The following is an 18,311-nucleotide window of genomic DNA, read 5'->3' on the forward strand; positions in this document are numbered from 1 at the left end:
TCCGAAAACTCGGCAATGAGCGGATCTTCATGGGTGTCGGTCAGCACGTCCGTCAGTTCCACATAATCGCCGTACTGCGTAATGCTCGCCTCAATGTCGCGGAAGGTGGGCTGGGACGCGGCGGGCGTCACGCCTTCGGTCAGCGGCTTGGGCTGATTGGGCAGATGCAGATACCCGCGGAACTTCATGACCTTGCCCACGTTTTTGGGCAGGGGCTTGGCCTGGCCAAGCCGCGAGACAACCAGCAACGGCTGCGCGCGCTCAAGCAGTTCCCTGGAAAAGTATCCCGCGGTTCTGGGCGAGATGTTACCTGTGCTTGTCATAGGCATGGGCTGAAACCTCATTTGGACATATTACGGGTGTGCGTTCCACCCGGCGTCGAAATCGTCCTTGTCTCCGACGCCGGCGGGCGCGACAGGCGCGCCTCGTCCCGGTACGGCGAGCGCGCCGGTGGGGTCGGGCTGTTTGGGCTTTCCACCACGCTCGCGTTTATATTGAGCCAACAGGGCGGACACCTCAGCCGGGTCGCGCCCGTATCTGGCCACTTCCATAAGCCTGGCGGCCTCCGCATACGGCTTGGCCCCGATCCAGTCCAACACGTCCTGCTGATACCTGACGGCCTCGGCCCTGCGGCCGGGGTCGGCCAGCATGGCGGCGTACTCGGGATGGTCCCGCTCGAACATGGCTTTGAACGCCGCATTGTGCGCTTCCCGCGCCTGCTCGTAACGGGCCGCTTCCGCTTCACGCCGGGCCTGGGCCTGTTGGCGCCGGTACAACACCTGCTCCGCCCGGTCCTGGGCCAGCTCCGCCCCGTACTGTTCAAGCCGGGCGCGGACACTGGCGCCCTCCGGCGTATCCTCCAGGGCCAGAGCCGCGGCGGCCGGGTTCAGGGTTTTCAGCGTTTCCAGCTCGTCCGCGATTTCTGCCGGCGCCTCCACCGTCTTCACGGGAGCGGGTTCCGGCGCCGCTTGAGGCGCGGACGGAGGATCGGATTGCGGTTCATAGTCGTGAAGCTGCTCCGGGCTCGTCTGCGGCATGACGGGAGGCGTCTGCGGCGTATCCGCCCGCGGCTGTTCCTCCGGCCGGGCCTGTTCACCGCCGGGCTGCTCCGGCTCTTTCGCAGGGGCCGTATCCCGTCCTTCGTCTTCCCCGCCCAGCTCGAAACCTTCATCAAACTGGGCTTCAGCCTGTTCCCCGGTCGGCATTTCGGGCCGGGCCGCCGTCTCTTCCTGCAACTGACTCATGATTCCACCTATCCCGCGTTGCGCGGGGTTATGGCGGCAAGCAGGCTCCGGGCCCCAGCGGCCCGGCCTTGCGCCCGCCAGATGGTGATGTTGTCGCTTGCCGATTCCATCTCCTCCTGAGCCTCGGCTATCTCGGCTTCCAGCAGGTCGATCAGGGCCGAGTGCAGGCCCTGGCCGTGCGCTTTTTGCAGGGCGCGCACGGCATCCGCCCTGCGGGAGCGACTATCCGTGTTCATGCCCCAACTCCTTGCCGGGGCGCGCCGCCCGACTGAGGCCCACCCGGCGGCAGAGACGGGGCTCCCGGCTGTCCGCCATCGGCGGCCTGCGCGAGCTGGGCCAGCAAGAGCACCATCTGCCGCTGTATCTGCTCCGGCGTCATGCCCTGGCGCTGCAACTGTTCCATCAGGGCTTCAGTATGGGCTTGCGCCTGGGCCTGAGCCTGCGCCCGCATCTGCTGCTCCTCGTACTGCCTGGCCTCTTCCTCGCTGCGCAAAATGCGCTCCGCCGGCAGGTCGGTCTGTTCCAGGGCCACTTCGAGCAGTTTTTCCGCGCGGATGAACGGCGCGAAGGCCGGGATGCCCATGTAGGAAATCAGGGCCGGAACCTGCTGGGCGCGAACCTCTTTGGCGATCATGCTCTGACTGCCCGAGGCCACCACCTCAAAGTCGCCCTTGATGTCCTCGCGGGGATTCCACTGCATGTTCCAACGAAACATGGCGCGGATAAATGGCGCCACGATACAGTCGTCAAAGTCCTTGATGTGATCCTTGAGCAGAATGTTGGCCGCGCCCATGAGCATGGACAATCCGGAGGCGGTTTTGCCCGCCCCGGCAATATTGCCGTCGCCGGCGTTGAAACGCGGCGCGCTCACCTCGTCGGCTCCGTTCTGCCAGAATGTGGCGAGCGCCAGATTGTGCTCAATGGCCGAGGGCACGGTTACGGCCTGAAATGCCTGGGAGAGGTTGATGCCGTGCTTGTTGAACAGGAAAATCCGGTTGGCCTGCATCTCCAGCGGGTCTTCCCCGGGCGCCAGGCAGGCCATGTTGATGCCATAGACAGGGCCGGAAGAGGCCCCGGCGTTGTCCTGCATGGCGCGCACGGACGCATTGATGCCCGCCTGCGGGGCGCGCAGGGCGCAGGCAATGCCCTCGGGCCAGAAAGATGTGTCGTCCTGCTGATAGGGGTAGAAGAAATAGGGGATGTCGATGCCTTCCAGCGGATTGACCATGGCCTTGACGATCACGTCGCCCAGCATCCAGACATTGGAGGAGTAGACCTCTCCGTACTTGTCCTCGTTGATCTCCGCCCCGGCCGTAGCCAGATCCCGGCCCGCGAGAAAGCCCCAGCGCTCGTACACGCGGTAGCGGTTTTTCAGGGCCACGGATCCGCCTGTGGCGTTGTCCTCGTTGAGATCGCGGACCTGGCTCTCCCACGAACTCAGTTGCGCGTCGCCGTCCGGGTGCTCGTTGATGTAGCGCCGGATGCTCGCGCCGTTGAACCCCGGGAAGTTGGACAGTTCGAGCAAATCCTTGTCCGTCATCATGTGCAGTTGCCAGACAAAGCGCAGTTCGGCGGGCAGGCGGGCGCCGGGATCGGGAAAGATGTCCCATACGCTCACGGCCTCGTGATACGGGCGCAGATCCGTGGAAAAGACCTGTTCCCGCCAGACCGTGTGGCCGTTTTCATCCCTGGCCGGCGCAAAACGCCGTGTTTCCACGCGCTCCACCAGCGGCCCCTTGAGCACGCCCATGCCGTACAGGCAGGCGGATTTGACCACGGCCCGGCAGTTCTGCTGCCAGCTTGGCCGGCGCTGGCCGTTGGCGTTGCACTCGCGAAGCTGGTCATCGATCACCCGCTCCATGGCCGTGGCCCTGTCCTTGGCTATCCGCACACGGGCGGACGCGGTGTCCGCCTGGGCAAATGCCTGCTGCCACGCCCCGGCCATGAGGTTTTGGGCAGCCCACAGATCCGGGACGATATTTTGCGCCTGCAGGTCCTGCATGGTCCGCGCCATGATCTGCTCGGCGGCCGCGCCGATTTCGTCCTGCATATCCTGCATAATCACGTCGTCGGGCAGCATGGGATCCGGCGTGGGCTCAATGGCCCAGTTTTTCGTGCGCTGCGGAAAGAGCAGATCCATCAGGCGCGCGGTCATGGTGTTGATTTTGGCCGTGGTCATCCGGTAGTAGACCTGGGCGCGCCTGGTTTTCTTCAGCCGCGCGATCACCTCCGGCGCGTACATGCCGCGGTACTGGCGCAAATCCTCCAGCCAACGCAGATTGACCATGCTCCGGGCGCGCTCGGCCTCGTCGTACTCGGCGCGGAGCTGCACGGCCAGGGTTCCGATGTCCAGGGGCGGCTTGTCCGGCTGCGGCGCAAGCCGCTCCATCTGCTCTTCGAGGCTGGGGAAGATGTAGGGCATGGTATCCCTCACAGGCCCAAAAATTTGAAAATAACCGCGGTCATTGCCGATCCGGCAAGACCGGCTCCGGCAATCCATCCCGCCTGCCAGACCGCGCGCCTTTCCAGAACGCCAAGGCGTTTGCCGTGATCCTTGACCTGAGTGGTGATGGCCTCGTCAAAACGGATGATGAGGGCGTCAACCTTGGCTTCCAGGCGCGCGATACTCGCGGCTGTGTTCAGGTCATATTCGGAAAGTTCGCGGTCAACGCTCACGCTACAACCCCATGCCGAACAGCGCGGAAACGGCCAGCCATATTTCCTTGCCCATGCTGGGCGGCAAGGTGAGGTCGGGCCAGTAGGTAACAAGTACGGGCCGCGCGACGGCCTCCCATGCGAACAGGAGACAGAGCAGGTACATCATGAGCCTGCGCGGGGTCAGACGTCCGCCGCTGGCCCGTTCCGTCTCGGCATTGATTTCCAGATTCTTTTCCTGGAGCCTGGCCCGATCCGGCAGGATTCTGTCCAGGGCTTTTCCCCCCAGACCCAAAAGAGACGTGAAAAATTTGATCATCACACAACCTCCGCCAGCAACCGCCCCTCGGCCGCGCGGCGGTTGGCGTACCGTTTGAACCCGGTTTGCAGTTCACGGGCGGCCTGGGCCCAGTCCCCGGCGCAAAGATATTTCCATGTTTTGGGGTAGCCGGAAGGCGCGCCCAACTGGTAAAACAGGGAGACAATGACTGCCTGGGCCTGGGGCGGCACGTTCACAAACGGCAGGCCCGCGCTATCCCGGTCGTAAAGAGCTGCGGCCCTGCGGATATAGTCGCCATGCACGGCCGCATCCACGGCCTCGCACTGTGCATCGGTGAGAGTAAGGGGCGCGGCCGCCAGGGCGGCAAGCGCATCCTGACGGCGCTTGCCGAGATAGGGCCGGAACCGCTCCATGAGCGCGTCGGGAATCCCCATGCGCCGCAGATCGGCCTCTGCCTGCTGGCCCAGGTCCAGACCGGCGCCGACCGTCACGCCGGACGCGCCAATGGGCTCCCCGCACGCGGCCGGGTTTTCCCGGCCCGTGAAATTGCGTTTGCGGCATGGGATATAGGCGACAAGCTGCCGCGTCTCCCAGCGGACCAAAAAGTGACGGATGAACTCGGTATGCACCATGAAAAACGCTCCCGGTTTGCCGGAAGCATAGCATGGAGATTTCGGCCTGGGCATACGCGGGCGTATCGAGGGCATATCGAGGGCATATCGCGGGAAGGGGTTGACAGGGTTTGGAGTCTTGACAAGACTACTTCAATGAAGTATACTTATTCCATGAACATACCGCCGATGACAGTCGTGGAAACCGTCCCTTTTTTGCGGGATGCAAAGGGGCTCCTACCGGATGAGGAGCGTGCGAGACTGGTGCTGTTTCTGGGGACAAACCCGGAGGCCGGAGACCTGATTGAGGACACCGGCGGAGTGCGAAAGTTGCGCTGGGCACGAAAGGGCTGCGGGAAAAGTGGCGGCTACCGTGTGCTGTATTACTACTATTCGGAGCGTATTCCGCTTTTCATGTTGGGCATCTACGCCAAAAATGCCAAAGAAACAGTGGAGAAAGCAGAAAAAAACACCTTCAAAAAACTGATTGCGCTGCTTCGGCAGAGTTACGGGGTGTAACCATGAGCGAAGTTGGACAGAAAATTATCGAGGGCTTGGAATCCGCCTTGGAAATCGCCCAAGGCAAGGCTGATCCTTCCACCTATCGCGCGCATACGATTCGCGTCGAAAACGTGGACATCAGAGCCATTCGGCGGCGTATGGGGCTTTCCCAGACCATGTTTGCCGAGCAGTTCGGCTTTTCGGTAAGCACGCTGCGGAATTGGGAGCAGGGCAAACGTAAGCCCGACCCGGCCGTCCGCGCGTACCTGCGTGTCATCGAAAAAGCGCCGGACACCGTGCGGGCGGCCTTGGCGGGCTGACGAACTCAGGGGCCGGGGAAAATCCCCGGCCTGTCCTTTACCGAACGACTCGCGCCAGAGCTGTAAGCGAACCGCTTCGGCACTGTACCGCGCATTTCTCTTGCTCCCCTCCACGGCAATGGGGGCGCCACAGGCGGCCCATCGGCGCACAACTTTCGCGCCGACGCCCATTTCCCCACAGATTTCCCGCATACTCTTCAGGATTTTCGGGGTATACGACACAGCATTGACACGCTCCATCAGTAGCCTCCCAGCTCGTCGGCAGGCCCCCCGTAGAGTTTGGCGCGCTCGCCCCATTCCGGCCATGGGTCAACGTCGATTTCCGCAAGCGCGAAACACAAGGCCGCCGCGCCTGGGAAGTCCGTGGGCTTTCTGCCCATGTCCTCCTCCTGCAACTTGGCGATCTCGTCGGCTCCCGTGCAGGCGTCTCCCAGAAACAGGGTCTTTTCGCTCCTGGTGCGGCGCTGCGCCAGGGCGTGGTAAAAGAGCAACAGCCCCTCGCCCCGGCCCTGCCACCCCTGCGGGTCGCCATAGTGCAGGAGCGGGCGGCGGAGTCTGCGCTGCTTGTCGTTTGCGTCGTCCAGCAGGTACACGCGATTGTCCGCCATGGGCGTGGCCCAGTACTGGACCAGCCAATCCTCTGTCATGCGGGCCATCCGGGACAGCAAGACCGACACGTCGTCGCTGCGGATCTCCTCCAGCCTGTGCACATCGTGCCTGAGCGCGCCCAGGACGTTCTGGCGGGAGCGCGTCTCCCCCAGTACCACAAGGCAGCCCGGCCGCTCTCCGCAGGGCCACACCAGAGAGCCGACAATGCGCCGGAAAGCCATGCCTGTGGCCGCCTCCCGGTAATATCGCTCTCCGGTGAGAGCGTCTCTCAAAAGTCTCAGCCGTGCCATGCCGCCTCCTACGACAGATCCATTCCCCGGCTTACGCCGCCGCCTGCCTGTAAAAACTCGTTGAGCGCGTCGCAGGTCACGTCCACCTGATCATCGTGCTTGTGCGTCATGGCCGGCGAAAACGCCGCCAGCTCGCCCAGATAGGCCGCTAGCCACGGCGCGGACTCGGGCACGCGCAGGCGTCCGGCCCGGATGAACGGCAACACGTCATTGACGCGGCTCACCTTGTCCGTGCCGCGCTGCACGGGAATGATCGGCATGTCCCGCAACGTCTCGTCACGCCGCAGGCTCTGTATCAACCCCGTGCCGCTGGCCTTGTCCTCAATCAGCACGCCGCGCAGCCTGAGCGGAGAGGGCCGCCGCGGCCGGTGCCGGGCCAGAAAGGCCACCGCGACCGTCAGCAGATCCGGGGCTTCCCACTTGCCGCGCTCCACGTCCAGCAGATAGACGCTGACGCCGTCAAAACCCCACAGCGAGAGGACGGAGTAGTCATTGCGCTCACTCGTCTTGAGCGCGGTATCCATGACAAACAGCAGGGTATGCAATGTTCCGGGCGGGCTCGCGTACTGCTGTATCCAGTCCGTCTTGATCATGGCTCCGCCCGGAGGCGTGGGCCGCTGCATGTATTGTGCGGAAAACGCGAAGGGATCCATGGTCTCCATCCGTGCCGCGCTCTCCTTGCCGAACGTCTCCGGCCACAACATGGTCCCGCTCTCGTCCCGAACCGGGATGTGCAGTATGTGCCACAAGTCGGGCTCCCGCTCCATGAGATAGCCCACCAAGTCCTGTTCATGCAGACGTTGCATGATCAGCAGAACCGGCGTCGTGTCTCTGTTGCGGCGCGAGTAAAGCGTCTGGGTATACCATGCGTTGCACCTCTCCCGCACGGCCATGCTGTACGCATCCTTGGCCTGAATGGGGTCGTCGATGACGATGCCGCCCCCGAACTCGGGCCGTTTCTTCCCGGCGCCAAAACCCGTGATTGTCCCGCCTACTCCCACGCCGTACACCGAACCTCCCGACGGAGTTGAAAACTGATCCTGCCGGCCTTCGCCCGGAAGCACCCCGACATACGGGAAAGCCCTGCGATACCAGTCGGCGGACACCGTGCCCTTGATGGCCATGGTTTGGGTCACGGCCAACTTGGCCGAGCAGGACGTGTATATCCATTCCGAGTCAGGAAAACAGGCCAGTCCCCAGGATACCAAATCGCGGGCAATGAATGTCTTGCCGTGGCGAGGAGGCATACAGATTGCCATGTTGCGCCTGCCGTCCGGCAGGTCGCCCAACAGCCACAATGTAAGCGCGTCGAATATCCGCCGGTGGAAGGGCAGGACGACTCGCGGCGCCATGACGGCCACGCCGTGCGCGAGAAAAAATTCCTCAAGAGTCGGCAGGATTCGCATGTTCGTCCCAGGCGCGGAGCGCCGCTCCTTTGCGGATGTCCTCCAACACGTCCCTTGGCGTCATGAGCGCCGCTCCGGCCTGGGCCTGCTGGTTGACGGTGACGGTGGTCTGCTGGGCCGGGGCCTGCTGCGCTGGCGCAAGATTTTTGCGGGCGCGGGAAAGTGTTTCGATGTCCGCCGCGCTCGTGGCCTGATGGGCGAGCGTGATGGCCTTGGCGGCCAGGGCCACGTCCAGACTGGCGAGCAAGCCCTCGGCTTGCAGGCGCTCCTGCACCACGCTTTGCAAGGTGTGCTGGAAACGCAAGGGCAGGTCTTGCGTTTGCGTTTCCACCTCAGCCATTTCCTTGACTGCCGCGACTTTCCGCGCCGCAAGGTCTTGCAAACGCCCTTGCGTCCAGCCCTCGGCCCGCGCCCGCCTGGAAACGCTGGACGTGGCCACGCCGTATGTCCGGGCCACGTCTCCAAGGCTTATGCCGCGCACCTCGTAATCGGCCCGCGCCTGCTCCCACTGCTCAGCGGTCAGCCGGGCCACGTCGCGCCTCTCTCTCAAGCCTTGCCTGCCACGCTGCGGAACAGGCCGGGCACCTATGGACTCTCCGGTCCACAGTCCAGCCCATGTTTTTGAGCGCGCGCCACACAGCGGACCAGTTGCCCGCGCCTCCGGCGACCTTGCCGCAATCCTCGCATTTCGCGCCGGTGATTCTGCTCATATCGCTTCGCCCTCCATCACTTCGCGCGCGTTTGCCTGATCAATTTTTCCATTGCGTTTCTGGCCGCGGCTTCCCCGCGCAGAGCCCTGGATACCAGCCGCCCCAGGCCCGGCGTCTTGCGGCCGGAGACTTCCATCGGCAAGGGCGGCAGCGATTGCACGGGCTGCCTGCATCTGGGCAGCAAGGCCAGAATGTGCGCCGGGGTGGGGAATCGCGAGGATTCCCTGCGGTGCAGGGCAAAGGCCCGTTCTATGGCTTCAGGGTTCTCGCCGTCCAGGTCATCGGCGAAAATTTCAGCCAGGAGGGCAAGTTCCTCCGGGGAGCGCCCGGATTTGTGAACCGCCTCCGCCTCAATCAAACGCGGCAGGAGGCGTTGCTGCAGCTGCTCTCTGTCCATGTTGCCCTCCTTGCGCCTGTTGCTTTGCCGCTCTTTCGCGCTCTCTGAGATCTTTGGCTATGCGCATCATGGTGCGCCTGTCCTGCTGTTGGCGTTGAAACTCTGTCGGCGTGGCCTCCGATGGCGGTGAAGCCCGGCTCTGGATGGGCGCAAGCCAGGTCTTTTCGCGCAGATAGCGCCCAAGCCCGATCTCAAAGCCCCGGTTCCAGACGCCAGCTTCCTTGCGGGCCGCGAGGTCGTCAAAAAGCCTGGCGTTTCCCGGCCAGAGAGATGCGCCAGTCATGTCCCGCGCGGCCTTGAGCTGTTTGTACTCGGCAAAGCCCGCCAACGGGCCTTCAGCCCGCATTTCGCGGTTGTAGAACTCCCGGAGTTCCACAAATTCCAGCCCCGGGCCTGACAAATCCGCCCCAACTCCCTCACTGCCGCGCTCTGGGGAACGCGCGCGATCCTGGTTCACAAGACTCTCTACAGGGGGAGATGTATTTTCTTCCTGGTTTGGATTGGTTTGGTTTGGGGCATTGCTACGGGCAATGCTACTAGCATTGCTGCGGGCATTGCTACTGGCATTGCCTGAAGCATCATCGGGCATTACCCCATTGCCATCATTGGCATTTCTGCGGGCATTGTTCCAACGCTTTTGCGCAGCCTTCCGCGACTTTTCGATCCGGGCCGGCTCCTGCGTGACATACGCTTGATGCTCCGCCCAACCATGCAGGCAATACGCGTCGTCGTTCCTGTCCAGAAAACGCAGGGATTCCAACGTCCGGACAAGGAAGCCCAATTCGCCGGTCCAACCGGCCACAATCTCAATATCATCCGCCTCGAACCCGACCAGGCAGCCATCCACGCGGTTTTGAGCGGCCCAAATCCAAAGGCGTTGCAGGCAGACAACGCCTTCTGCGCCTGCCTGGCGCATGAGCTTAATGGTCTTGGGATGGCTGAAGAATCCCACGGAAAGGCGTATGTCTGTGTTCATGAGGCTCATCCCCGCAGTAGATATTGACTGCCGCAGCTGCAATGCTGCATAATTGTCTCACAGTATTGGTAAACCGGTATGTGCCGGAGCCCGGCTCCCCCGCCGGGCTTTTTATTTGGGGAACGCGTACCATTTCCTCCCCAAAATCACCCGGTCAATCCTTTCCCCGATCCAGCGCATGACCGGCACGGCCATGCTGTTGCCGATTGCCCGTAATCTGCGAACCGTGCGATATTCCGCCATAGTTCATACTCCAAGAATATCCATTGCCGCTCTTACAAATGCCTCGGCCTGCGGGGCGCAGAGGGCGTTACCATAGCCGCGCAGGCGTCCCACTCTGGCGGCAGCCCTATCAACCAACGGGACAGCGCCGGGTTCAACTGGCCGCCACTTTCCATCCCGGCAGAAAAGCCAGTCAGCAGCTCGCCAGAAACCGTTAGTCTCTTGGGCTCCGTCAGTTGTGCCGTCACATCCAGCACGTCCGTTGATAACTTCCCGTTCCTCATTCTCCCGCCCGCATAGCCTCCCTTCCCGTCTCTCGTCGCAGGGGTGGGCCACCCAGTACAATCTGGGCCGGATGTGCGGTGCGCCGAAGCCCGCAGCAGGGGTATTACACGCCCCGCAGGCGTAACCTGCTCCTTCCATGTCAGCACATACAAGGTCGAACCAAGCAAGACTGTCTTTTGACGCAACCTGCTCGCCAAAGACCGTGACAGGGCGGCACTGACTGATGAGATGGTGGAACGCGGGCCATAAGTGCCGCTCGTCAGCAAACCCGCTGCCTTTGCCTGCCGCGCTGAAAGGTTGGCAGGGGCATGAACCTGTCCAGACAGGTCTGTCATCAGGCCATCCGGCGCAACGCAATGCGTAGCTCCAGACTCCGATTCCAGCGAAAAAGTGGCATTGTTCAAACCCGGCAAGGTCGCCTGGTCTAACATCTTCAATACTCCTCTCATCTACATGGCCGGGCGCGATCAGCCCGGCCTTTATCAGCTCGCGGAGCCATGATGCGGCGAAAGGGTCAATCTCGTTGTAGTAGGCTGCGCTCATTTCCACTTCATAAATACAAGCCAATGGGTTCCCGCCTTTTTGCCGCTGGTATTGCCGAACAGGGGCGGCCAGGGCGTCAATGCCAGCACGTCACGGAGACCCACCTGCGTTTCGCTCCATTTGAAAACAAGCACGCCCTCCGGCTCCAGAACGCGGAAACATTCAGAGAAGCCAAGGCGCAAATCGTCGCGCCAGTCAGGGCCGAGCGCCCCGTATTTCGCCGCCAGCCAGCTTTTTGCCCCGGCGCGAACGAGGTGCGGCGGGTCAAAGGTCACCAGGCGAAATGAGCAGTCCGGGAACGGCAACGCGCGGAAATCCATCCGCATATCCGGGCAAACATGGATGATGCGCGTTCCATCCGCGCGCCCGTGGGAGCGGTCAGGGACAGTCAACGTTTCAGATCGGCAGTCACCAAAGAGGACTGCCGGATTCTGGCGGTCAAACCACATCATACGAGGACCGCAACAGGGATCGAGAATGCGAGGTTCAGGCATGGGCAAAACTCCCGGCCAGCACAGGCCAGCCCCACCAGACCGCTATGGCGCTGGGGAAGCCTGCTCCGGCAGATTTCTTCTGGTTCTTCGGGGGGATGTAGTCAGGGGGCGGCACAAAATGGACTCGGCCCCGGAGAAAACGCACGTCGGCATGACCCTGCACGTTTTCCTGCCACCATTCCGTATCAACTCGCGCCGGAAGCAGACCCACCACAAGCGCGCCGCCAGCGGCTTCCCCGCGGGCCTTCCGCACCCAAGGTTCTATGCCGTTGTCTCCCCGGCCGTAGGGCGGGTTCATGAAAACGCGCTCCCCGGCCCACGAATGGGCGAGCCCATCGTCCGTCCTGGTGTAGAATTTCGGGCACTTCGCCGTGGCCGCCGTGCAGCAGGGATCGAGCGTGAAAAAGAAACGCGCGTTCAGGGCGTCAAACAGCCATTGCGGCGTTGCCCATTCCGCCGACACTGAGGAAAACAGGGCCGTGGCCTTCATGCCGTCTCCTTTTTCACGGCGTCCGGGCACTTCTCGCAAGTCGTGCGGTAAATCCAGTTCCACGTTCCCCGGCTGCCAAGTTGCCGCGGGCAGGGCCGCAAGTCCGGCGAGCGCCGGGCCGCTTCCCGCAGGGCGTCCCACGCGCTCATGAGCACTTCGCCGGTTTCCGGATCAATCCGATCACAGTAGCCCGCCGTTTCCGGGTTGGGCAGGCGATGCCGACAACGCATGGCGTCACCTCCACTCACGCTGAAAGCGTCGTATCCGGGCGCGTTGCTTCTGGATATGGCGTTTCGGGTTCTGGTTCGGCAGGCGGAACGCCGTAACCACAAAACAGGAATTGTCCTGAACCACTGCAACCACTCGAAGCCGCCCGTGCGTCAGGATTCGGCGGTCTCCATACCCTTCCATGCTCCCCGCCAGGATGGCGTCGGCTACCCGTTGGAGGGAAATGTCCCGCTCAAGGCAGCGGTTCAGAGCATGAGCGGAAAAAGTCAGGTTCATGCCCTCCGCCTCCAAATCGCCCACCACGGGCGCTTGCGTTCAGGCCGCAGGCTGGCCAGGGGCATACATTCCGTGATGTCGGCATGGCTTGCCTGCACAGCCAGCATGGCCATGACCACACGGCAATCCTCAATTACATCACCCACAAGGCCACGCACGTCGCGGGCGCAGGCCGGGTCAATGCCGCCGCCCTCGCTGTCAGCCAGGCGGCGCTGCACATCGCCCATGCTGGCGGCGGCTCTGGCCACGGCGGTCAATACCTGGGCCCGGGTGCGGGCCGGGGGCACGTCTTCCGCCTGCCTTTCAAGCTGGGCCTGCTGCCACTGGATCAGCACCGTGTTGTGCATGGCCCGGCACAGGGCGGGAATTTTACTCAACCCCGGATCGTAGCCGTCGCCGCGTTGCAGATAGCGCCGCACCACGGCCGCGCTCAAACCGGCCGCCGCGCCGATTTCCTCAGCCGTCAGGCCGGACACGTCCTTGGCATGGCGTATGGCCTCAGTAGCGGTCATGTTCTGATAGTCGGGCATCTGTCTTGCCTTTTGAATTTGGCCCGCCGGGGGCGTTTGCCCCTCGGCGGGTTTCCTCCTGTATGGTCCAGTCACCACAACCAACACCCGTTACAGGGAGGAAATGTCATGGAAACATCATCTCTCAATTTCAGCGGCCTTTCCGACGAACAGATCATCCTCGTCGCTTCGCAGCTCTCCGCAGCGACCTGCGCTTCTTTGCCCTGCATGGATGATGAAGCTCAAGCGTTTGAGAGGGTTCAGCGGCTTTTTGATCAGCACTGCCAGGATCTCCTGAAGAAGAGGGCGGCTGCGGTTGTGCTGGTGTCTGCGGGGATGGATCTGGGATAGCCTTTTCCAGCAGCACGCGGATTTTCAGCAACTCGGTAAAAATACCGAACTGAATATCCTTCCGACTCCACGGCTCACCGTATCGGCGTTGTTCGTGTCCACACTCTCGGCAGAGAAAAAGCCGGGGGGTCTCGCTGTTTGACCTGAAAATCCTGTCCATCTTGCGCCCGCACTCCGGGCAGAATGGCGCGTTGTGAGGCATGATGCAGCTTCCTCCGCTCGTTAAACGGTTACAGACTGGCCGGAATTGGGCAGGCTCATGCCTGGATCGTCACGGTTTGCGAGCTTGGCCTGTGCTACCGGTTGCTCTTGAGTGGCAACAGTCTTGGCCTTGAGGATGATGAACTCAGCCGTGCGTTTGGAAATATGGGCGCGGCCATTGCGGAGGGCGCGGTAGTGCTCAGGTGTCATCCCAAGATGATTGGCTGCCAAGGAATGGTTACCGAAACGCTCCTTAAGAGTGGCAAAGGCATCAGAGATTTCCATGTGACCTCCAGATGCCATATTTTAGAAGGAAAAATCCTATTTACTCAAGAAGAAAATTTGCGGTTTTTTCCTCCTCAAATTTCAGGCAAAAAAAATCTATGAATGGAAAAGTATTTGAAAGATGTTTGGTGTGGACAGTGTGCCAAAAGGCCGCAGAAATGACTCCACCAAAGAATGATACAGACCTTGCTAGAGAAGCCTTCATAGGGGTAAGTCACCCGGTCAATGCGTGGCGATCCGTGCGGAATGGTAACGGCCAAGGCCATTATCGCAGCCTGAGCATCGAGGAAGCCCACAACCTTGCCCTTGCTGTAAGCACCACCATAGACAAGTTGTGCTGGGATGTGAGTAATCACATCCGCAATGGTTGGACTCTTGAAAACGACATTAGCAATGAAAAAGGAACACCTGGGCGACCTAAGGTAAAGGAAAAGGAACAAATACAAAAAGGCTTTCCGCCCCAACAAGAAATTCAATATGGACAGTCTTCCGTTGCCCACAAAAACTAAACAATGAATACTGAACACTTCGAGCGCAGCTACGTTGAGTATGCCTTGGAGCTCGCCCGGAAAAACGGAATGAACCAGTCCGAGTTTGCAAAGGCAATTTGGCCTTTAAAATCAGACGCATCAGCGGTTACGACCATTATTGCCCTGAAAGGCAAAAATAGCCGGGGGAAGCCGCAAAATCTCAGGATTTCCGACGCCATCCGCATGGCAGAAATCTTGGGCCGGGAATTCCCATCACTGTGCTTTGAGGTCTGGGAGAAATCCAAATTGACGGCCAAGGCAGCCGAGTACATGGAGGCTGAAGCAATATTTCAGACCCAATACGAATCGCCGCAGGGGCAAAAAGCAGATAGGGCGCAAGACATTGAAAGTACGCGGAACTAAAATTTTACAATAACGTAAAACTATATAATCTATCATTGTGGAGTAATATATAAACAATGGCAAAAGGATACGTTTATATTATTAGTAACAAGGCAATGCCGGGCCTCTTTAAAATTGGTTATACCCTTAAAGATCCAGCATTACGTGCCCAAGAATTAGACTCTACTGGCGTTCCCCATCCGTATCTTGTCGAATTTGAAATCCTTGTGGACGAGCCTTTTATCCTCGAACAAAATGTACACAGATATTTGAAAGAATATAACGAAAATAAAGAATGGTTTAGATGTAATTTTGATGAATGTGTTATTGCGATTCATAAATGCTATAGAGGTAAGATTTATTATGAAAAAACTAAAAAAAAGGAACGTGAGCTAGAATATAACCGTAGGATAGCTGAAGAACAGAAAGAACAAGCAGGAAGAGAACAGGCAAGAAGTGAGCAACAAGCCCGGGAAGCGCGAAAACAAATAGAGGAAAAATATAAAGCAACACTTGATAAAGAGCTTAACGCATATATTCAGAAACAGAAAAGAAACTGGTCTTTTATACTTACATTAGCTGTAGTTGCGCTTGCTCTATATCTGTCTAATATACTTGAGGATGTAGAAGCTTTTTTATTAGTTTTTATTCCTGGCATGATAATGGTCGTTTCAATGCCCTTCCTTATATCCAATGAGGAATGGAAAAAAGATTTTTTAAAGAAAAGGGAGAGGGGAAATAAACTTTAATAGTTCATCGGAACAATGGATAATACATGGGAAAATGATAAATCTGCCCACCTAATTCCTGCTAGCAAAGGAAGCAAAATTTCTGTCGTTGAAAAAGGCTAAAAAATAAAGAGAATTAGGCAAATGGATGCCTATAGATACGAAAGACTATTCGTCCAAATAATTTCCGAGATAGCCGCCCAGAAGCAAATAAATGATGCCCAACTGGCGCGTATGGCGTGGCCGCACCAACGGTCAGCCGCAACGGCATGGCGAAAAATGAGAAATGACAGCGAGAACCCAAAGCGTCTGAATATTGAGGAAGCCGTCTTACTTACCCAAGCCTTGGGTATCTCCATGTCCGATGTGTGCGGCATGGTTCAGGGACGTCTCATGAAAATAGATGTTCCTGCAGAACTCCCCCCCTCAGAAAAAGGAGAGTCGCTCAATCGTCACACGGAAAGACAAAGCATTCCTAATCATTCCATACTCCAAAATTAGGCAATAGCATGAGACTAATATTATCCATACGCCTTTTTATACTTTTTCTTCCTACAGTTTCGTTCTCATTGGAAAGGGGAGCGGAAAATATTGGCTACGACATCTCGCTCACAATGCCCAAAGGTTGGACACCTTTATCAAAGCAATTATTGACGCAAGCTTACAATAGAACAGAAGCCATAACATGTGTAAACCTCAGAGGTTTCTTGGTTCCAACGACACCCTGCTTCGTATAAACAAACTACATGGATAGCATTATGTTCGAACGCTGTTTTGTGGCCGTGGCCTGCGAAAAGGGCGTAAGGCAGTATGGGAGTGTTATGGCTTTTGCAAAGGCCATATGGCCCGCGAAAGACGAAAAAAGCGCAGCCCAAACTCTCTATTCGATTCAGGGGAAGTCAAATAAAACTGGAAAGCCCCAAAGACTGAAACTAGATGAAGCTGTCAGGATAGTTGAGTTATTAGATGGGTATCAAAATAAGTTTCCTTCATTCTGCTTTGAAGTAAGTGAACTTTTGAGGACTGGCGCTTTTGAAACGGAGCAGATTTTTCATACCCAATATGGAACTCCACCGGCACAAAAGACAAAGAGCCAAATCATTGAAAGTACGCGGCACTAAAATTATCCAGTAGCTATCTACCTATGGAGGATGGATATGCTTAGGCTTCCACTCCCCTTTATATTTTTAATATTATGCCTCTGCGTAATGCCTAAGATGGCGGATGCAGGAAGCTATAAAACACAAAATCTAAAATATAATATCCAAGTGGATATACCTATAGGATGGGAGCTCCTCCCGCAAAATGTGCTCCGACAATTAGGCAATATGACAGAAGCTCTGACTGGGCGCGACCAATCCAATAATGAAATTCTACTAGCTGCAAACTGCTATACATTAAATGAAAAGCCTTCAGCGACAGTCCGAATTAGTGTAAGAAAAAAAGCGTCTTCAGTTACCCAAGATGAATTAGCTACTTTTTCAGATATCGATTTTAAATATATACTATATGAAGCAATTAATAACGCAATTAATCTTGATAAAAAATTAGGAACAAAAACAGATATAGAAACATTGAAAGTGTTTACTGCAAATGTCGATGGTCAACTAGCATTTGTAACTGCAAAAAATGTTCTTTCACATGGAAAGTATCAAGCACATATATTTTACCTTATACTCATGCACGATTACCGAATTAAAATATATGCTACATTTAATTGGGATGAAGCGATGTTATTTGAACCAATCATAAAAAGAATTATATCGTCCATAAAAATTGGAACAAATCATAACCAAGTCAAAGAAATCGAAGATAATATAAAAGCAATACGAAAATAAACGACAGAATACAGGCGTATCCTTGCCGAGTTGAGAGTTTGAATGAAGAACTGCGCAATCACTGACCGCGATAGGAGGGGTTTGTTATGCCCAGCGAAGGGACTGCAATATTTTATGGTGAAAGTGGCGATGGGTATCAGTTTAATATCTATAAGTCTGATACAAACTTTAGAAATATAAGCGCTGTCTATATTTTCTGTAAGGCCACAATTGATAATGATTTGAACTTAATGCTTGCTCCCTTATATATTGGCGAAACTGATGAACTGGGAGATAGAATTGCAAAGCATGAAAAATTGGAATGTGTGATTTTTGAAGGCTGTACTCATATCTGTATAAAAGCAGTCTCAGGGAGGAAGACACGTTTGGAAGTGGAGAAGGATTTGAGACATAATTACCCTACTCCGTGCAACGATCAGTAGGATTTTTTTGATAAGGCTTCACCAGAGCCTTTGGTTTGAGGTTTTTCCAAGCGGTTAATGCCGCAAAAACGGCATCAAGAAATTTTTCTTCATCAGCGGTTATGGGAATAATTTTCCATGAGCCGTCTTTCTCTTTTTCCCAGTCCATACGCACCTCCTTATGTGGGCTTAGTGGACATTTTAATTCAATATTATCGGCCGCTGCTAACCCTCTGAAAATAATTGGTATGCGGTAACGAAAGCCCATAGTCTCGGCCACCCCAATTTCTTCCTAAATCGCCTGCGGATCGAGCACCTGGCGATCTTATTTTTGACCGCCTGCTCCTCCCTTTCCAGCACGACACAACCCGGCTCGGAATGTTCATCGTCCACGAGCCGCACCTCTACCCTCTCGCCAGTCTTTACGATTTCCCGTCTAACCATCTTCTCCTCCACATTTGGGCTCTAGAGCAATTTGACTTTTATTTTATTTAGAAATCGTTTAGATTGCAGAGATGAAATTTGCATCTGAAGAAATCCGAACCAAGGCTGTTCATGCGTATCTTGATGGAAAAGCAACAGCCAGGCA

At 57.3% G+C, this 18,311-nt stretch carries 30 protein-coding genes; 10 read left to right on the plus strand and 20 right to left on the minus strand.

All coding sequences use genetic code 11. From position 1 onward, the window contains the following. The 7 genes from G7Y51_RS11100 to G7Y51_RS11130 form a co-directional block, all read right to left on the minus strand. Nucleotides 1–329: N4-gp56 family major capsid protein (locus G7Y51_RS11100; protein WP_165177470.1), on the minus strand; the 329-nt coding region annotated here is incomplete at its 3' end. A gap of 24 nt (nt 330–353) precedes the next feature. Then, nucleotides 354–1,244 (minus strand): hypothetical protein, encoded by an 891-nt coding sequence (locus tag G7Y51_RS11105; RefSeq protein ID WP_165177472.1) that lies wholly within the window; start codon nt 1,242–1,244, stop codon nt 354–356. Nucleotides 1,245–1,252: 8 nt separating this feature from the next. Then, nucleotides 1,253–1,480, minus strand: a complete 228-nt coding sequence (locus tag G7Y51_RS11110; RefSeq protein ID WP_165177474.1) for a hypothetical protein — start codon at nt 1,478–1,480, stop codon at nt 1,253–1,255. Further along, on the minus strand, nt 1,477–3,666 hold the full coding sequence (locus tag G7Y51_RS11115) for a hypothetical protein (protein ID WP_165177476.1): 2,190 nt from the start codon (nt 3,664–3,666) through the stop codon (nt 1,477–1,479). Before G7Y51_RS11115 ends, G7Y51_RS11110 begins: the two co-directional genes overlap by 4 nt. Nucleotides 3,667–3,674: 8 nt before the next feature. After that, the gene (locus tag G7Y51_RS11120; RefSeq protein ID WP_241160227.1) at nt 3,675–3,920 is read right to left on the minus strand and encodes a hypothetical protein; all 246 of its coding nucleotides are present in this window, start codon (nt 3,918–3,920) and stop codon (nt 3,675–3,677) included. 1 nt (nt 3,921) lies between these two features. Then, complete coding sequence (locus tag G7Y51_RS11125; RefSeq protein ID WP_165177544.1) at nt 3,922–4,218, minus strand: hypothetical protein; 297 nt, start codon at nt 4,216–4,218, stop codon at nt 3,922–3,924. After that, a complete protein-coding gene (locus G7Y51_RS11130) occupies nt 4,218–4,811 on the minus strand; it encodes a pesticin C-terminus-like muramidase (protein WP_165177479.1) in 594 nt (197 codons plus the stop codon). The genes G7Y51_RS11125 and G7Y51_RS11130 overlap by 1 nt, the downstream gene beginning before the upstream one ends. 153 nt (nt 4,812–4,964) lie before the next feature. Here G7Y51_RS11130 and G7Y51_RS11135 point away from each other — a divergent pair, with 153 nt between their 5' ends. Beyond that, on the plus strand, nt 4,965–5,309 hold the full coding sequence (locus G7Y51_RS11135) for a type II toxin-antitoxin system RelE/ParE family toxin (protein WP_241160228.1): 345 nt from the start codon (nt 4,965–4,967) through the stop codon (nt 5,307–5,309). Nucleotides 5,310–5,311: 2 nt separating this feature from the next. Beyond that, nucleotides 5,312–5,611, plus strand: coding sequence for a helix-turn-helix domain-containing protein (locus tag G7Y51_RS11140; protein WP_165072942.1), 300 nt, complete (start codon nt 5,312–5,314; stop codon nt 5,609–5,611). 239 nt (nt 5,612–5,850) lie between these two features. Here the strand turns inward: G7Y51_RS11140 and G7Y51_RS11145 are convergent, their stop codons facing one another. From G7Y51_RS11145 to G7Y51_RS11200, 11 genes are all read right to left on the minus strand, one after another. Beyond that, entirely contained in the window at nt 5,851–6,510 is a 660-nt protein-coding gene (locus tag G7Y51_RS11145; protein WP_165177482.1) for a hypothetical protein, read from the minus strand. Between the two features lie 8 nt (nt 6,511–6,518). Then, complete coding sequence (gene terL / locus G7Y51_RS11150) at nt 6,519–7,916, minus strand: phage terminase large subunit (protein WP_165177485.1); 1,398 nt, start codon at nt 7,914–7,916, stop codon at nt 6,519–6,521. Next, complete coding sequence (locus tag G7Y51_RS11155; protein WP_165177488.1) at nt 7,894–8,448, minus strand: hypothetical protein; 555 nt, start codon at nt 8,446–8,448, stop codon at nt 7,894–7,896. The genes terL and G7Y51_RS11155 overlap by 23 nt, the downstream gene beginning before the upstream one ends. Further along, on the minus strand, nt 8,429–8,626 hold the full coding sequence (locus tag G7Y51_RS11160; protein ID WP_165177490.1) for a hypothetical protein: 198 nt from the start codon (nt 8,624–8,626) through the stop codon (nt 8,429–8,431). Before G7Y51_RS11160 ends, G7Y51_RS11155 begins: the two co-directional genes overlap by 20 nt. A 16-nt stretch (nt 8,627–8,642) precedes the next feature. Continuing rightward, nucleotides 8,643–9,023 (minus strand): hypothetical protein, encoded by a 381-nt coding sequence (locus G7Y51_RS11165; RefSeq protein WP_165177493.1) that lies wholly within the window; start codon nt 9,021–9,023, stop codon nt 8,643–8,645. Then, nucleotides 8,977–9,999 carry a hypothetical protein gene (locus G7Y51_RS11170; protein WP_165177496.1) on the minus strand — a complete coding sequence of 341 codons (1,023 nt, stop codon included), beginning with the start codon at nt 9,997–9,999 and terminating at the stop codon, nt 8,977–8,979. The genes G7Y51_RS11165 and G7Y51_RS11170 overlap by 47 nt, the downstream gene beginning before the upstream one ends. 1,046 nt (nt 10,000–11,045) lie before the next feature. After that, complete coding sequence (locus G7Y51_RS11180) at nt 11,046–11,543, minus strand: class I SAM-dependent methyltransferase (protein ID WP_165177502.1); 498 nt, start codon at nt 11,541–11,543, stop codon at nt 11,046–11,048. Then, nucleotides 11,536–12,033: a DNA N-6-adenine-methyltransferase gene (locus G7Y51_RS11185; RefSeq protein ID WP_165177505.1), complete on the minus strand. Its 498-nt coding sequence runs from the start codon at nt 12,031–12,033 to the stop codon at nt 11,536–11,538. Before G7Y51_RS11185 ends, G7Y51_RS11180 begins: the two co-directional genes overlap by 8 nt. Beyond that, the gene (locus tag G7Y51_RS11190; protein ID WP_165177508.1) at nt 12,030–12,263 is read right to left on the minus strand and encodes a hypothetical protein; all 234 of its coding nucleotides are present in this window, start codon (nt 12,261–12,263) and stop codon (nt 12,030–12,032) included. The genes G7Y51_RS11185 and G7Y51_RS11190 overlap by 4 nt, the downstream gene beginning before the upstream one ends. Before the next feature lie 4 nt (nt 12,264–12,267). Next, on the minus strand, nt 12,268–12,537 hold the full coding sequence (locus G7Y51_RS11195; RefSeq protein ID WP_165177511.1) for a DUF4258 domain-containing protein: 270 nt from the start codon (nt 12,535–12,537) through the stop codon (nt 12,268–12,270). Further along, nucleotides 12,534–13,067, minus strand: a complete 534-nt coding sequence (locus G7Y51_RS11200) for a phage regulatory CII family protein (protein WP_165177514.1) — start codon at nt 13,065–13,067, stop codon at nt 12,534–12,536. Before G7Y51_RS11200 ends, G7Y51_RS11195 begins: the two co-directional genes overlap by 4 nt. Nucleotides 13,068–13,175: 108 nt before the next feature. Between G7Y51_RS11200 and G7Y51_RS11205 the strand changes: the two genes are divergently transcribed. Further along, nucleotides 13,176–13,397, plus strand: a complete 222-nt coding sequence (locus G7Y51_RS11205) for a hypothetical protein (RefSeq protein WP_165177517.1) — start codon at nt 13,176–13,178, stop codon at nt 13,395–13,397. Between the two features lie 222 nt (nt 13,398–13,619). On the opposite strand, the gene G7Y51_RS11210 is transcribed toward G7Y51_RS11205, so the two are convergent. Next, entirely contained in the window at nt 13,620–13,883 is a 264-nt protein-coding gene (locus G7Y51_RS11210; protein WP_165177520.1) for a hypothetical protein, read from the minus strand. 11 nt (nt 13,884–13,894) lie between these two features. Here G7Y51_RS11210 and G7Y51_RS11215 point away from each other — a divergent pair, with 11 nt between their 5' ends. The 7 genes from G7Y51_RS11215 (at nt 13,895) to G7Y51_RS11245 (ending at nt 17,743) form a co-directional block, all read left to right on the plus strand. Further along, the gene (locus G7Y51_RS11215; protein ID WP_165177523.1) at nt 13,895–14,392 is read left to right on the plus strand and encodes a hypothetical protein; all 498 of its coding nucleotides are present in this window, start codon (nt 13,895–13,897) and stop codon (nt 14,390–14,392) included. 3 nt (nt 14,393–14,395) lie between these two features. After that, a complete protein-coding gene (locus tag G7Y51_RS11220) occupies nt 14,396–14,776 on the plus strand; it encodes a hypothetical protein (protein ID WP_165073018.1) in 381 nt (126 codons plus the stop codon). A gap of 56 nt (nt 14,777–14,832) precedes the next feature. Continuing rightward, nucleotides 14,833–15,504, plus strand: a complete 672-nt coding sequence (locus G7Y51_RS11225) for a GIY-YIG nuclease family protein (RefSeq protein WP_165177526.1) — start codon at nt 14,833–14,835, stop codon at nt 15,502–15,504. A 123-nt stretch (nt 15,505–15,627) separates the two neighbouring features. Continuing rightward, nucleotides 15,628–15,984 (plus strand): hypothetical protein, encoded by a 357-nt coding sequence (locus G7Y51_RS11230; protein WP_165177529.1) that lies wholly within the window; start codon nt 15,628–15,630, stop codon nt 15,982–15,984. A gap of 257 nt (nt 15,985–16,241) precedes the next feature. Then, a complete protein-coding gene (locus G7Y51_RS11235; protein WP_165177531.1) occupies nt 16,242–16,604 on the plus strand; it encodes a hypothetical protein in 363 nt (120 codons plus the stop codon). A gap of 36 nt (nt 16,605–16,640) precedes the next feature. Further along, the gene (locus tag G7Y51_RS11240) at nt 16,641–17,321 is read left to right on the plus strand and encodes a hypothetical protein (protein ID WP_206214324.1); all 681 of its coding nucleotides are present in this window, start codon (nt 16,641–16,643) and stop codon (nt 17,319–17,321) included. Nucleotides 17,322–17,407: 86 nt separating this feature from the next. Next, nucleotides 17,408–17,743, plus strand: a complete 336-nt coding sequence (locus G7Y51_RS11245) for a hypothetical protein (RefSeq protein WP_165177537.1) — start codon at nt 17,408–17,410, stop codon at nt 17,741–17,743. Here the strand turns inward: G7Y51_RS11245 and G7Y51_RS11250 are convergent. Next, nucleotides 17,721–17,891: a hypothetical protein gene (locus tag G7Y51_RS11250; RefSeq protein ID WP_165177540.1), complete on the minus strand. Its 171-nt coding sequence runs from the start codon at nt 17,889–17,891 to the stop codon at nt 17,721–17,723. The genes G7Y51_RS11245 and G7Y51_RS11250 overlap by 23 nt on opposite strands. Nucleotides 17,892–18,311: the final 420 nt, after the last annotated feature.

The organism is Desulfovibrio sp. ZJ369 (assembly GCF_011039085.1).
Classification (GTDB): domain Bacteria; phylum Desulfobacterota; class Desulfovibrionia; order Desulfovibrionales; family Desulfovibrionaceae; genus Desulfovibrio.